General features: G+C 57.6%; 16 protein-coding genes. 1 reads left to right on the top strand and 15 read right to left on the bottom strand.

What is annotated here, in order from left to right; translation table 11 throughout:
• Window positions 1-12 precede the first annotated feature (12 nt).
• The 12 genes from rlmN to trmJ form a co-directional block, all read right to left on the bottom strand.
• The gene (rlmN, locus tag FHL07_RS04055) at window positions 13-1,161 is read right to left on the bottom strand and encodes a 23S rRNA (adenine(2503)-C(2))-methyltransferase RlmN (protein ID WP_095001468.1); all 1,149 of its coding nucleotides are present in this window, start codon (window positions 1,159-1,161) and stop codon (window positions 13-15) included.
• Between the two features lie 28 nt (window positions 1,162-1,189).
• Entirely contained in the window at window positions 1,190-1,615 is a 426-nt protein-coding gene (gene ndk, locus FHL07_RS04050; protein ID WP_016779608.1) for a nucleoside-diphosphate kinase, read from the bottom strand.
• Window positions 1,616-1,709: 94 nt separating this feature from the next.
• Complete coding sequence (iscX, locus tag FHL07_RS04045; RefSeq protein ID WP_138738132.1) at window positions 1,710-1,910, bottom strand: Fe-S cluster assembly protein IscX; 201 nt, start codon at window positions 1,908-1,910, stop codon at window positions 1,710-1,712.
• A 12-nt stretch (window positions 1,911-1,922) separates the two neighbouring features.
• On the bottom strand, window positions 1,923-2,264 hold the full coding sequence (fdx, locus tag FHL07_RS04040) for an ISC system 2Fe-2S type ferredoxin (RefSeq protein WP_003443365.1): 342 nt from the start codon (window positions 2,262-2,264) through the stop codon (window positions 1,923-1,925).
• Between the two features lie 3 nt (window positions 2,265-2,267).
• Window positions 2,268-4,130 carry a Fe-S protein assembly chaperone HscA gene (gene hscA, locus FHL07_RS04035; protein ID WP_095018332.1) on the bottom strand — a complete coding sequence of 621 codons (1,863 nt, stop codon included), beginning with the start codon at window positions 4,128-4,130 and terminating at the stop codon, window positions 2,268-2,270.
• A gap of 50 nt (window positions 4,131-4,180) precedes the next feature.
• The gene (hscB, locus tag FHL07_RS04030; RefSeq protein ID WP_095001470.1) at window positions 4,181-4,702 is read right to left on the bottom strand and encodes a co-chaperone HscB; all 522 of its coding nucleotides are present in this window, start codon (window positions 4,700-4,702) and stop codon (window positions 4,181-4,183) included.
• 8 nt (window positions 4,703-4,710) lie between these two features.
• Window positions 4,711-5,034: an iron-sulfur cluster assembly protein IscA gene (iscA, locus tag FHL07_RS04025; protein ID WP_016779604.1), complete on the bottom strand. Its 324-nt coding sequence runs from the start codon at window positions 5,032-5,034 to the stop codon at window positions 4,711-4,713.
• A gap of 68 nt (window positions 5,035-5,102) precedes the next feature.
• Window positions 5,103-5,489, bottom strand: coding sequence for a Fe-S cluster assembly scaffold IscU (gene iscU, locus FHL07_RS04020; protein ID WP_007929523.1), 387 nt, complete (start codon window positions 5,487-5,489; stop codon window positions 5,103-5,105).
• A 96-nt stretch (window positions 5,490-5,585) separates the two neighbouring features.
• A complete protein-coding gene (locus FHL07_RS04015; RefSeq protein WP_019823684.1) occupies window positions 5,586-6,800 on the bottom strand; it encodes an IscS subfamily cysteine desulfurase in 1,215 nt (404 codons plus the stop codon).
• 49 nt (window positions 6,801-6,849) lie between these two features.
• Window positions 6,850-7,341, bottom strand: a complete 492-nt coding sequence (iscR, locus tag FHL07_RS04010; RefSeq protein ID WP_003443378.1) for a Fe-S cluster assembly transcriptional regulator IscR — start codon at window positions 7,339-7,341, stop codon at window positions 6,850-6,852.
• A gap of 227 nt (window positions 7,342-7,568) precedes the next feature.
• Window positions 7,569-8,345: a serine O-acetyltransferase gene (gene cysE, locus FHL07_RS04005; protein ID WP_095001471.1), complete on the bottom strand. Its 777-nt coding sequence runs from the start codon at window positions 8,343-8,345 to the stop codon at window positions 7,569-7,571.
• 2 nt (window positions 8,346-8,347) lie between these two features.
• Window positions 8,348-9,118, bottom strand: a complete 771-nt coding sequence (trmJ, locus tag FHL07_RS04000) for a tRNA (cytosine(32)/uridine(32)-2'-O)-methyltransferase TrmJ (protein ID WP_095025426.1) — start codon at window positions 9,116-9,118, stop codon at window positions 8,348-8,350.
• 144 nt (window positions 9,119-9,262) lie between these two features.
• Here trmJ and suhB point away from each other — a divergent pair, with 144 nt between their 5' ends.
• Window positions 9,263-10,078 (top strand): type III secretion system regulator SuhB, encoded by an 816-nt coding sequence (suhB, locus tag FHL07_RS03995; RefSeq protein ID WP_016779599.1) that lies wholly within the window; start codon window positions 9,263-9,265, stop codon window positions 10,076-10,078.
• Window positions 10,079-10,237: 159 nt separating this feature from the next.
• Here the strand turns inward: suhB and FHL07_RS03990 are convergent, their stop codons facing one another.
• The 3 genes from FHL07_RS03990 to secD form a co-directional block, all read right to left on the bottom strand.
• Window positions 10,238-10,765, bottom strand: coding sequence for a glycine zipper 2TM domain-containing protein (locus tag FHL07_RS03990; RefSeq protein ID WP_095001472.1), 528 nt, complete (start codon window positions 10,763-10,765; stop codon window positions 10,238-10,240).
• Window positions 10,766-10,886: 121 nt separating this feature from the next.
• Window positions 10,887-11,801, bottom strand: a complete 915-nt coding sequence (gene secF / locus FHL07_RS03985) for a protein translocase subunit SecF (RefSeq protein WP_095001473.1) — start codon at window positions 11,799-11,801, stop codon at window positions 10,887-10,889.
• 9 nt (window positions 11,802-11,810) lie between these two features.
• On the bottom strand, window positions 11,811-13,679 hold the full coding sequence (gene secD, locus FHL07_RS03980) for a protein translocase subunit SecD (protein WP_095001474.1): 1,869 nt from the start codon (window positions 13,677-13,679) through the stop codon (window positions 11,811-11,813).
• Between the last annotated feature and the right edge of the window lie 59 nt (window positions 13,680-13,738).

Raw genomic sequence — 13,738 nt, 5'->3', positions numbered from 1 at the left:
GGATGTCCTCTCTCAGGGCGCAGAGGCAGCGTTTTGCGCTGTATCGGCGTCAGCACTCAGCTCACGCGCCGCGATCAGGCGCGAACTGCGGCGGGTACGGTCATTGACCTGACCTACCAGCTGCCCGCACGCCGCATCGATGTCTTCACCACGGGTGGTGCGCACGGTCACGTTGTAGCCAGCCTGCTGCAACAGCTCCTGGAAACGGCGAATGGCATTGTTGCTCGGGCGCTCATAGCCAGAATGCGGGAACGGATTGAACGGGATCAGGTTGATCTTGCACGGTGTGTCTTTAAGCAGCTCGATCATTTCGCGGGCGTGATCGACATGGTCGTTCACATCCTTGAGCAAGGTGTACTCAACGGTCAGCACGCGCTTTTCGCCCAGGGTCGCCATATAGCGACGGCAGGAATCAAGCAGCATGGCCAGCGGGTACTTCTTGTTGATCGGCACCAATTGACTACGCAGTTCGTCGTTAGGTGCGTGCAGCGACAATGCCAGCGAAACGTCAATGTGCTTGGCCAGCTCATCGATCATCGGCACCACGCCGGAGGTAGACAGGGTGACACGACGCTTGGAGATGCCGTAGCCCAGGTCATCCATCATCAGGTGCATGGCAGAAATGACATTGTCGAAGTTCAGCAGCGGCTCGCCCATGCCCATCATCACCACGTTGGTGATGGCGCGGTCGATGGTTGCCGGAACGCTGCCAAAGGATTTGTTGGCAATCCACACCTGGCCGATCACTTCGGCGGCGGTGAGGTTGCTGTTGAAGCCTTGCTTGCCGGTGGAGCAGAAACTGCAGTCCAGGGCACAGCCAGCCTGGGACGAAACGCACAGGGTGCCACGTTTGCCCGAGGGAATATAAACGGTCTCGACGCAGCTGCCGGACTCTACGCGCACCACCCACTTACGGGTGCCATCGCTGGAGATGTCCTCGCTGACGACTTCGGGTCCACGAACCTCAGCAATGGCCTTGAGCTTGTCGCGCAAGGCCTTGCTGACGTTAGTCATGGCGTCGAAATCATCGACGCCAAAGTGGTGAATCCACTTCATGACCTGACCGGCACGGAAACGCTTCTCCCCGATTGAGTCGAAGAATTTCTCCATTTCCGGTTGAGTCAAACCCAACAGGTTGGTTTTGCCAGTCGTTGCAATCATGTCTTCACCCTCACTCACAAGCCAATACTTAGCGAGTGGTTACTTCAGTAGCTGCGAAAAAGTACGAGATTTCACGAGCAGCAGCGGCTTCAGAGTCGGAACCGTGAACAGCGTTTGCGTCGATGGATTCAGCGAAATCAGCACGGATAGTGCCGGCAGCTGCTTCTTTAGGGTTGGTAGCGCCCATCAGCTCGCGGTTCAGAGCGATAGCGTTTTCGCCTTCCAGAACCTGAACAACAACAGGACCGGAGATCATGAAAGCAACCAGGTCGCCGAAGAAGCCGCGCTCGCTGTGCTCAGCGTAGAAGCCTTCAGCTTCAGCTTTGGACAGTTGCTTCAGTTTGGAAGCTACAACCTTCAGGCCAGCGTCTTCGAAACGGGTAACGATCTTGCCGATAACGTTTTTAGCAACGGCGTCAGGCTTGATGATGGAGAAAGTACGTTGAACAGCCATGGTGTAACTCCAGAAACAGTGATTTAAGCGAAAAATTAAACCCGCGAATTATACGCGGGTTCTTGGGTATTGCATAATTACGTGCGTTGCAAGCTTAGTCGGCTTCTTCGATCCACAAACCCTGAATGGCTTCGAACACCTTCTCTCCGCCGCGATCAGGGATATCGTCGAACTCCGGCAGCGCCATGACCAGATTGCGCAGCGTGACGAAATTCACCGAGAGCGGATCGACATCCGGGTGAGCTTCAGCCAGCTGGATCGCGATTTCCTGTACATCAACCCATTTAAGGCTCATGCCAATTCCTTATCAGTGCGGCGCTTCGGCAGCATGGTTGAGCGAGTATTTCGGAATCTCGACGGTGATGTCTTCAGTACCAACGCGGGCCTGACAGCTCAGGCGCGAAGTCGCTTCCAGACCCCATGCTCTATCAAGATAGTCCTCTTCCAGCTCGTCAGCTTCGTTCAACGAGTCGAAACCCTCGCGAATCACGCAATGACAAGTGGTGCAGGCACAAACACCACCGCAGGCACTTTCGATTTCAATGTGGTTGTCGTGGGCCACTTCGAGAATGGTCTTGCCGGTCTCAGCCTCTACAACCATACCGTCCGGGCAGTGCTCGGCGTGTGGCAGAAAAATGATCTGCGGCATCAGTTATTCCTCGATTTCATTCAGGTTGCGACCCGACAAAGCGGCCTTGACGGTCAAGTCCATGCGACGGGCTGCAAAGGCATCGGTCACTTGCGACAGACGCTTGGTCTGCTGCTCGATGGCGTAACCATCGGTGCCTTTCAACAATTCGGACAGTTCCTGCATCTGCAGCTCGATCACCATGCGCTCTTCGGCATCCAGCAAACGCTCGCCATCGACTTCGAGGGCTGCTTGCACGGCCTCGATCAGACGCTGGGCATCCACCTGCTGCTCGCGCAATACGCGGGCGACCTTGTCGTCGCTGGCGTACTGGAACGAATCCTTGAGCATTTTGGCGATTTCGCCGTCGGTCAGGCCGTAGGAAGGCTTGACCTGGATATTGGCTTCAACACCTGAACCCAGCTCGCGGGCCGACACACTGAGCAAACCGTCGGCATCGACCTGGAAGGTCACGCGAATTTTTGCGGCACCGGCCACCATCGGCGGGATGCCACGCAATTCAAAGCGCGCCAGGGAGCGGCAATCGCTGATCAGCTCGCGCTCACCCTGCAGCACATGAATCATCATGGCCGTCTGACCATCTTTATAGGTGGTGAAGTCCTGCGCGCGCGCCACCGGAATCGTGGTGTTGCGCGGAATAACCTTTTCCATCAAGCCACCCATGGTCTCCAGACCAAGGGACAACGGAATCACATCAAGCAGAAGCAGTTCGCCGCCATCGCGCTTGTTGCCGGCCAGGGTATCGGCCTGGATCGCAGCACCAATGGCAACCACTTGATCCGGGTCGATATCGGTCAGGGGCTCGCGACCAAACATCTGAGCCACCGCTTCACGCACACGAGGTACACGGGTCGAACCACCCACCATGACGACGGCCTGGACGTCTTCAATCTCGATATTGGCGTCGCGCACAGCACGGCGACAAGCCTTGAGGCTGCGCGCAACCATTGGCTCGATCATGGCGTCGAAGGCTTCACGGGTCAGCTCGGACTGCCAGCCACCAAAGGCAACCGTCACCGAGGACGCATCGGTCAGCGCTTCTTTTGCAGCGCAGGCAGCCTGCAGCAAGGTGCGCTGCGTGCCTGGATCAAGGTCGGCAGACAATCCGGCCTGCTCGACCATCCAGCTGGCAATCGCATGATCGAAGTCATCGCCACCCAGCGCGCTGTCGCCGCCGGTAGCCAAGACTTCAAACACACCGCCGGTCAGGCGCAGGATCGAGATATCGAACGTACCCCCACCCAGATCATAGATAGCCACCACGCCTTCAGCCGACTGGTCCAGGCCATAGGCCACGGCGGCCGCTGTCGGCTCATTGAGCAGGCGCAGCACATTCAGACCAGCCAGTTTGGCCGCGTCTTTAGTGGCCTGGCGCTGAGCGTCATCGAAATAGGCCGGGACCGTAATCACCGCCCCCACCAATTCACCACCCAGGGTCTTTTCGGCGCGCTCACGCAGCACCTTCAAGATTTCGGCAGACACTTCAACCGGGCTTTTAGGGCCTTGCACCGTGTCAATAAACGGCATGTGCGACTCACCGCCGACAAAGCGGTAAGGCAACTGCTCGCCCAACTGCTTGACGTCGGACAGACCACGTCCCATCAAGCGTTTGACCGACAGCACGGTATTGAACGGGTCGCTGGAGGCTGCCAGACGTGCCGACTCGCCTACCTCGACGCGATCAGCGTGATAGCGCACGGCAGACGGCAAAATGACATTGCCATTGGCGTCGGCCAGAGGCTCGGAAAGGCCGCTGCGTAAAGCAGCGACCAGCGAATTGGTAGTGCCCAAGTCGATCCCCACAGCCAGACGTCGCTGGTGCGGTTGAGGACTTTGGCCGGGTTCGGCGATCTGCAGTAGGGCCATCGTAATCAGGACTTATCTGTAATCAGGCGTGCCATCAGGGAAGCACGGAGTTAATCGTCGAGGCGCTCTTCTAGCTGGCGCACTTCGTAAGTTAGCTTGTCGAGGAACTGCATGCGGCGCATCAGGCGTTCAGCCTGCTCACGCTGCGCAGCATCATCCCAACACGCTGCGAAGCTGTCGTTCAGGTGTTCCTGAGCGACTTTCAGTCGACGCTTGAATGCTGCAATACCGGCCATATCGGCGCTGTCATGCAAATCTTCAAGTTCTTCGCGCCACTGCATCTGCTGCATCAGGAACTCGGGATCGTGCACCGTGACTTCCAGCGGCAACTCGCCCCCCTTCAGCGCAAGCAGGTAACGCGCACGCTTGGCAGGGCTTTTGAGCGTCTGGTAGGCCTCATTGAGGCTGGCGGACTGCTCCAGCGCCAGGCGCTGCTCGCGCTCGGAAGCATCGGCAAACCGATCCGGGTGAACACCACGCGCCAGCTCTCGATAGCGCACAGCCAGCTGATCGAGATCCAGATTGAAACCCGGTTGCAGCTCAAACAAAGCAAAATGACAAGGAGTACCCACGATCAGCCTCAGATATTGAAGCTTTCGCCGCAGCCACATTCACCGCGCACGTTAGGGTTATTGAACTTGAAGCCCTCATTGAGGCCTTCCTTGACGAAATCCAGTTCGGTGCCGTCAAGATAGGTCAGGCTTTTCGGATCAATGATCACTTTTTCGCCATGGGTTTCGAAGACCTGGTCTTCTTCACCTACTTCATCGACAAACTCCAGCACATAGGCAAGACCGGAACAGCCCGTGGTGCGAACACCCAGACGAATCCCCTCACCTTTGCCGCGCCCATCAAGGGAGCGGCGAATGTGTCGCGCAGCCGCTTCTGTCATGCTGATAGCCATCGTGACTCCTTACCTTTTGCCAGTTTCTTCACCTTGCCTGCGCCACTTGCGGGCGCAAGCAGTACGGATCAGATCAAACCTTTCTTCTGCTTGTAATCGCGAACAGCAGCCTTGATGGCGTCTTCAGCGAGTACCGAGCAGTGAATTTTTACCGGCGGCAAAGCCAGTTCTTCAGCCAGCTGAGTGTTCTTGATGGTCTCTGCTTCATCCAGAGTCTTGCCTTTCATCCACTCGGTCGCCAGGGAGCTGGAAGCGATTGCCGAACCGCAACCATAGGTCTTGAACTTGGCATCTTCAATGATGCCCTGCTCGTTGACCTTGATTTGCAGGCGCATTACGTCGCCGCACGCAGGGGCGCCGACCATGCCGGTGCCGACATCCGGGTCTTCCGCGTTCATCTTGCCGACGTTGCGCGGGTTTTCGTAGTGGTCGATGACCTTTTCGCTGTAAGCCATGGTACTAATCCTCACTCATCAGAGAGTCGCTCTTGAGACGCTGTAAAAGCTGCTGTTCGCTGCGCTTACAGCGTCTACTTACGGCGACTTAAATTGTTAGTGCGCCGCCCATTCGATTTTCGAGATGTCGATGCCGTCTTTGTACATGTCCCACAGCGGCGACAGGGCGCGCAGCTTGGTAACAGCCTCGCAAACCTTCTGCGCGGCGTAATCGATTTCTTCTTCGGTGGTGAAACGGCCGAAGGTAAAGCGGATGGAGCTGTGAGCCAGCTCGTCATTGCGGCCCAGGGCGCGCAATACGTAGGACGGCTCGAGGGAAGCAGAAGTACAGGCCGAACCGGACGACACAGCCAGATCCTTGAGCGCCATGATCAGCGACTCGCCTTCAACGTAGTTGAAGCTCAGGTTCAGGTTGTGCGGAACGCGGTGGACCATGCTGCCGTTGACGTACAGTTCTTCAAGGTGTTCAACCTGCTTGAAGAAACGGTCGCTCAACGCCTTGATACGGATGTTCTCTGCAGCCATTTCTTCTTTGGCGATCTGGAACGCTTCGCCCATGCCCACGATCTGGTGGGTGGCCAGGGTACCCGAACGCATGCCGCGCTCGTGACCGCCGCCGTGCATGGCTGCTTCAATACGCACCCGAGGCTTGCGGCTTACGTACAGTGCGCCGATGCCTTTAGGGCCGTAGGTTTTGTGCGCCGAGAACGACATCATGTCGACCTTCAGCTTGGCCAGGTCGATTTCAACCTTGCCGGTGGACTGTGCCGCATCGACATGGAACAACACGCCGCGCGAGCGAGTCAGCTCACCAATGGCAGCGATATCGTTGATGGTGCCGATTTCGTTGTTCACGTGCATGATCGAAACCAGGATGGTGTCGTCGCGCATCGCGGCTTCAACCATGGCCGGCGTTACCAGGCCATCGGTGCCCGGCTCGATATAGGTCACTTCAAAGCCTTCACGCTCAAGCTGACGCATGGTGTCGAGAACGGCCTTGTGCTCGATCTTGTCGGTGATCAGGTGCTTGCCCTTGGTGGCATAGAAGTGCGCTGCACCTTTGATTGCCAGGTTGTTGGCCTCGGTCGCACCGGAGGTCCAGACAATTTCACGGGGGTCAGCGTTAACCAGGTCAGCAACCTGACGACGCCCGTTCTCAACCGCTTCTTCAGCTTTCCAGCCGAACACGTGAGAGCGCGAAGCCGGGTTACCGAAGTTCCCGTCAACCAGCAAGCAGTCGCTCATTTTTTGAGCAACACGCGGATCAACCGGGGTAGTGGCTGAGTAATCGAGGTAAATTGGCAACTTCATGGACTATCTCCTAAATCAGGCTGGCTGGCGCACCGTCGTTTTTATGCAATCACTCGACGGCGGACGCTTCGATCTTATCCAGGTGCGGCGCCTTGCCATTACAGCGGCGCTGATCCTGACGCTGGGCTACTTCTTGTACCTCACGGCGAGTGACAAGGTCAGCCAAGCTGATACCGCTGAGAAAATCGTGTATTTGCAGGCTGAGGTCGCACCACAGGTGGTGGGTCAGGCAGGTGTCGCCGGCATGGCAGTCGCCAAGGCCCTGGCAACGCGTGGCATCGACGGACTCGTTCACGGCATCGATCACCTGAGCTACCTGGATGCCCTGCATGTCGCGTGACAGCTGATAGCCGCCACCCGGGCCACGCACACTGGAAACCAGACTGCTGCGGCGCAATTTGGCAAACAGTTGCTCAAGGTAGGAAAGCGAGATGCCTTGGCGCTCGGAAATATCGGCCAGGGACACCGGCCCGTGCTGTGCGTGCAACGCCAAATCGAGCATTGCAGTTACGGCGTAACGGCCTTTTGTAGTCAGTCTCATGGACAGGTACCACGGAATTCGGAATGGAAGCGAGTATGCTATTCCCGACTATTTAAGTCAACTATTAGACCTAGTACTTTAGTCGGGATTACCCGCAAAAGAGCGCGCGCATTGTAGCAGGGTCTGCGGCGTAATGGCACATGACACACATCTGGTGGCAGCGGGTTTGCTCGCGATGGCGCCATCGCGAGCAAGCCCGCTCCCACAGTTAATTCAGACCACGAGCCTCACACCGCCGTGCTTTCGTCCTTGCCCTTGACGCAGGCGAAGTCTTCTTCGCGCAGCTCAGGCAGCTCTTTCGCACAGTAAGGGCTGCCCAAATCCTTGAGCGCGCCACACATACCATCCAGCTTGCCATCGACCGCCTGCAGATGATCCAGCAACTGGCCAATGGCCCGCGCCACCGGATCCGGCATATCTTCACTGACACCGTATGCGTCAAAACCGATTTTCTCAGCCATTGCCTTGCGCTTGGCCTCGGTTTCATCGTCATTTTTGATAATGATGCGCCCCGGAATACCCACTACGGTCGCGCCCGGCGGCACAGCCTTGGTCACAACCGCATTGGAACCGACCTTGGCCCCCGCCCCGACAGTGAACGGCCCCAACACCTTGGCGCCCGCCCCCACCACGACACCATTTTCCAGAGTGGGGTGGCGCTTGCCCTTGTTCCAGCTCGTACCCCCCAGGGTCACACCCTGATACAGGGTCACGTCATCCCCGATTTCGGCGGTTTCACCAATCACGATACCCATCCCGTGATCAATAAAGAAACGACGCCCGACCTTGGCCCCCGGGTGAATTTCAATCCCGGTCAGCCAGCGCCCGAAGTTGGACACCAGACGAGCCAGCCACTTCCAGCCAGCCTGCCACAACAGCGCCGACAAGCGGTGAATCCAGATCGCATGCATCCCCGGGTAGCACGTCAGCACTTCAAAAGCATTACGGGCTGCAGGATCACGGTGAAACACACTTTGGATATCTTCACGCAGACGCTCGAACATCATTAATCCTTGCGCTTGAGCAGCTCGCCACGGGCTGCTTTTTGGGTTTCGGTGAGAATGCCACGCAAAATATTCATCTCGGCACGACTGACAGCACTGCGACCGTAGAGCCGACGCAGACGCGCCATGAGGTGGCGCGGCTTTTCCGGATCCATGAATTCGATAGCTACCAGGGTTTGCTCCAGATGCTCATAAAAGCGCTCCAGCTCATCCATGGTGGCCAGCTCGCCACTCTTGGTGGACGCCACCTCTTCTTTCTCGACCTTGCTCGGCTGCCCCTGGGCCGCCAGCCAGGCCATGCGGATCTCGTAACTGAGCACCTGCACGGCCGCGCCGAGGTTCAGGGAGCTGAATTCGGGATCAGAGGGGATATGCACATGGAAGTGACAACGCTGCAACTCGTCATTGGTCAGACCGGAGTCTTCACGACCGAACACCAGCGCGATTTCCGCACCCTGGACTGCCTCTGCAACCACTTTCTGCCCGCACTCGCGCGGATCCAGCAGCGGCCAGGGGATACGACGGTCGCGGGCACTGGTACCCAGCACCAGATTGCAGCCCACCAGGGCATCTTCAAGGGTCGCGACAACCTGTGCATTTTCCAGAATGTCACCGGCGCCCGAGGCGCGCGCGTCGGCCTCATGGTGCGGGAACACCCTCGGCTCAACCAGAACCAGCCGCGACAACCCCATGTTTTTCATGGCACGCGCAGCACCGCCGATGTTCCCGGGATGGCTGGTATTGACCAGAACGACACGAATATTAGGCAGCAAAGGAAGCGCTCACAGACCAGCAAAAGGGAGCAAATCTTACCTAAGCAAAACGTCATAAGCTACGAAAGCTAACGCAAACCTTCATCTACCAAAGTTTTCTGATAGAATATTCGGCTTTCTTTAACAACCTTAGGTGAAACGTCCATGCAGCCCATGCTGAATATCGCGCTGCGCGCCGCCCGCAGCGCCAGTGAATTGATTTTCCGCTCCATCGAGCGCCTGGATACCATCAAGGTTGACGAAAAAGACGCCAAGGATTACGTCTCTGAAGTCGATCGTGCTGCTGAACAGAAAATCATCGACGCCCTGCGCAAGGCTTACCCGACGCACGGCATCCTCGGTGAAGAAACCGGCATGCACCCAGGCAGCGGTGAAGGTGAAGACTACCTGTGGATCATTGACCCACTGGATGGCACCACCAACTTCCTGCGCGGCGTTCCACACTTCGCCGTCAGCATCGCCTGCAAATACCGCGGCCGCCTTGAGCACGCAGTGGTTCTTGACCCGGTTCGCCAGGAAGAATTCACCGCCAGCCGTGGCCGTGGCGCCCAACTGAACGGTCGCCGCCTGCGTGTTAGCGGTCGTACCAGCCTGGAAGGCGCCCTGCTGGGTACCGGGTTCCCGTTCCGTGACAACCAGATGGACAACCTGGACAACTACCTGGGCATGTTCCGCAGCCTGGTTGGCCAGACTGCCGGTATCCGTCGCGCAGGCGCTGCCAGCCTGGATCTGGCCTACGTGGCTGCAGGTCGTTTCGATGCATTCTGGGAGTCGGGCCTGTCCGAGTGGGACATGGCTGCAGGCGCACTGCTGATTCAAGAAGCAGGCGGCCTGGTCAGCGACTTTACCGGTAGCCACGATTTCCTTGAAAAAGGTCATATCGTTGCCGGTAACACCAAGTGCTTCAAAGCTGTCCTGACTGCAATCCAGCCTCACCTGCCAACCTCGCTGAAACGCTAAGCGAATACCGCAGACAAAAAAAGCACCCTTCGGGGTGCTTTTTTTTGGCCTTGCAATTACCCCACCCTGTGGGAGCGGGCTTGCCCGCGATAGCATCACCGCGATTTGCCTGACAGACCGAGCTGCCTGCATCGCGAGCAGGCCCGCTCCCACAAGAATTTAATTCAGGATCAGCTTGCCTTCCTTGTCCACGGCAATTTCATTGCCCGGTTCGTGATCCATACGCACCTTGCCTTCCTTGCCATTGAGCGAATAGCGCACGTCATAGCCGACGACCTTGCTGCTGATGTCATTGACCGTGTTGCAACGCGTCTGGGTCGTGGTGTAGGTATCACGCTCCTGCATGCCTTCCTGCACCTTGTTACCGGCATAACCGCCACCCACCGCACCGGCAACCGTCGCGATCTTTTTGCCGTTACCGCCGCCCACCTGATTACCCAGCAAGCCGCCGGCGACAGCACCAATCACGCTGCCGACAATCTGATGCTGATCCTTGACCGGCGCCTGACGCGTCACAGTCACATCCTTGCACACCTCACGCGGCGTTTTGATCTGCTGGTTGACCGGCACAACGGCCAGCACCTGCGCAGACTCAGGGCCTTTCACCAAGCTGTAAGTGGCAAAAGCACCACCGGCTGTAACACCGACAGCACCCAGTACAGCACCCACCAGCAATGACTTGTTCACGTGAACCTCCAGACCATCTTAAGTGGGAACAGTCCCACACCAATCCTGGAGTTGGAGCACAAAAAAAGGCGCGAGTTCAATAACTCGCGCCTTTTAGGTGACAGTCGTCGATAACTATTGGTTATGGACGATCATCGACTTCCTTCTCACTCGCCGCAGGCGGGATCAGATCCTCTGCACTGAGATTCAGCCAGATCAGCACCACGTTGGCGATGTAGATCGACGAATAAGTACCCGCCAGAACACCCACGAACAGGGCAATCGAGAAGCCCCACAGGTTGTCGCCACCGAAAATCAGCAATGCGGCAATGGCCAGCAAGGTGGAGATCGATGTCGCCATGGTGCGCAGCAAGGTTTGCGTGGTCGAGATGTTGATGTTGTCGATCAGGCTGGCCTTGCGCAGAACCCGGAAGTTCTCGCGCACCCGGTCAAATACCACAATGGTGTCGTTGAGCGAGTAACCGATGATCGCCAGCACCGCCGCCAATACCGTCAGGTCGAAGGTGATCTGGAACCACGACAGCACGCCCATGGTCACGATCACGTCGTGAACCAGGGACACGATCGCGCCGACAGCGAACTTCCACTGAAAGCGGAAGGCCAGGTAAAGCATGATGCCGCCCAGCGCCATCAGCATGCCGAGGCCGCCCTGGTCGCGCAGCTCTTCACCCACCTGCGGGCCAACGAACTCGACGCGCTTGATCACCGCCGGATTGCTGGTATCTGCCTGACCCAGCGCAGCCGCTACCTTGTTGCCCAGCAACGGATCATCGCCGGGCATACGCACCAGCAAGTCGGTCGTCGCACCAAAGCTCTGCACCACGGCATCGTGGAAGCCGGCCGAAACCAGTTCGTTACGCACCTTGGTCAGATCAGCCGGCTTCTCGTAGGTCAGCTCGATAAGCGTACCGCCGGTGAAGTCCAGGCCGTAGTTCATGCCCTTGTGGAACATGCTGAACAAGGCCAGCACGGTAAGCAGTACAGTGACGCCGAACGCTACGTTGCGAACGCCCATGAAGTTGATTGTACGTAACATGGCAGCCCCTTAAATCCACAACTTCTTGAAGTCCCGACCGCCATACACCAGGTTGACCAGTGCGCGGGTGACCATAATGGCCGTGAACATCGAGGTAAAGATACCCAGCGACATGGTCACCGCAAAGCCTTTAACCGGCCCGGTACCCATGGCGAAGAGGATCCCGCCGACCAGCAGGGTTGTCAGGTTGGAGTCAACGATGGCGGTAAAGGCACGGTTGAAACCTTCGTTGATCGCCCGCTGCGGTGTCATGCCATTGGCCAGCTCTTCACGTATACGCGAGAAGATCAGTACGTTGGCATCGACCGCCATACCCATCGTCAACACGATACCGGCAATGCCCGGCAGGGTCAGGGTTGCACCCAGCACCGACATCAGCGCCAGCAGCAAGACCATGTTGCCCGCCAGTGCCACCGTCGCGATCACACCGAAGAAACGGTAGATGGCGATGATGAAGATCGACACGAACAACATGCCCCACAGCGATGCATCGACACCCTTGGTAATGTTGTCAGCACCCAGGCTCGGGCCAATGGTGCGCTCTTCAGCGAAGTACATTGGAGCGGCCAGACCACCGGCACGCAACAGCAGTGCCAGCTCGGAAGCCTCACCCTGGCCATTCAGACCGGTAATCCGGAACTGACTGCCCAGCGGCGACTGGATGGTCGCCAGGCTGATGATCTTCTTCTCTTCTTTGAACGACTGAACCGGTACGTCCTTCTCGACACCGTCAACCACTTGCTTGGTGTAAGTCGTCACCGGCTTCTGCTCGATGAAGATTACCGCCATGCTGCGACCAACGTTGCTGCGCGTCGAACGACTCATCAGCTCGCCACCGTGACCATCAAGCTTGATGTTCACTTGTGGCCGGCCGTGCTCATCAAAGCCTGCCTGAGCATCGGTTACTTGGTCACCGGTGATGATCAGACCACGCTCGATTTGCGCGCCAGGACGGTTACCTTCACGGAACTCGAAAGTTTCGGACGTCGCTTTGGAAGCGCCCGGCTCGGCCGCCAGACGGAACTCAAGGTTGGCCGTCTTGCCCAGGATACGCTTGGCTTCGGCGGTGTCTTGCACGCCCGGCAGCTCAACCACGATGCGGTTGGCACCCTGACGCTGAACCAGAGGCTCGGCAACACCCAACTCGTTGACCCGGTTACGGACGGTTGTCAGGTTTTGCTTGATGGAATATTCACGGATTTCCGCCAGCTTGGCCGGGGTCATCGCCAGACGCAGAACCGGCTGACCGTTCAGGTCTGCAGCGGTAATGTCGAAATCATTGAAGCTTTTACGGATCAGGCTACGCGCTTGCTCACGGACAGCTTCATCAGTGAAGCCCAACTGAATGGCACCGTTGAGTTGCGGCAGGCTGCGATAACGCACTTTTTCTTTACGCAACAGGCTTTTGACATCGCTCTCGTACACTTTCATGCGTGCATCGACAGCTTTGTCCATGTCCACTTCCAGCAGGAAGTGCACACCGCCCGACAAGTCCAGACCCAGTTTCATCGGGTGAGCACCCAGACTGCGCAACCATTGTGGCGTGGTCTGTGCCAGGTTGAGCGCTACGACATAATCGTCACCCAGAGCCTTGCGTACAACATCCTTGGCTGGCAACTGGTCGTCTTTCTTGACCAGGCGCAGCAAACCACCTTTGCCGTTCTGGGCCAGGGAAGCACCCTTGACTTCAATGCCTGCATCCGTCAGCGCCTTGCTTGCGCGATCCAGATCAGCTTGAGTGACCTGCAGGGCCGTGCTCGCACCCGACACTTGAATGGCCGGATCATCAGGGTACAGATTGGGAGCGGAATAAATAAAACCGATCGCCAGCACTGCCAGGATCAGTATGTATTTCCACAGAGGGTATTTGTTCAGCATCAATCACGCCGCCCGCTTAAAACGCGGGGCGCCTTGCGCGCCCCGTCGATTGTTGAAAG

The sequence above is a fragment of the Pseudomonas sp. FSL W7-0098 genome, from assembly GCF_005930585.1.
Lineage (GTDB): Bacteria > Pseudomonadota > Gammaproteobacteria > Pseudomonadales > Pseudomonadaceae > Aquipseudomonas > Aquipseudomonas bubulae.
This window is presented reverse-complemented; position numbering and strand designations above follow the sequence as displayed.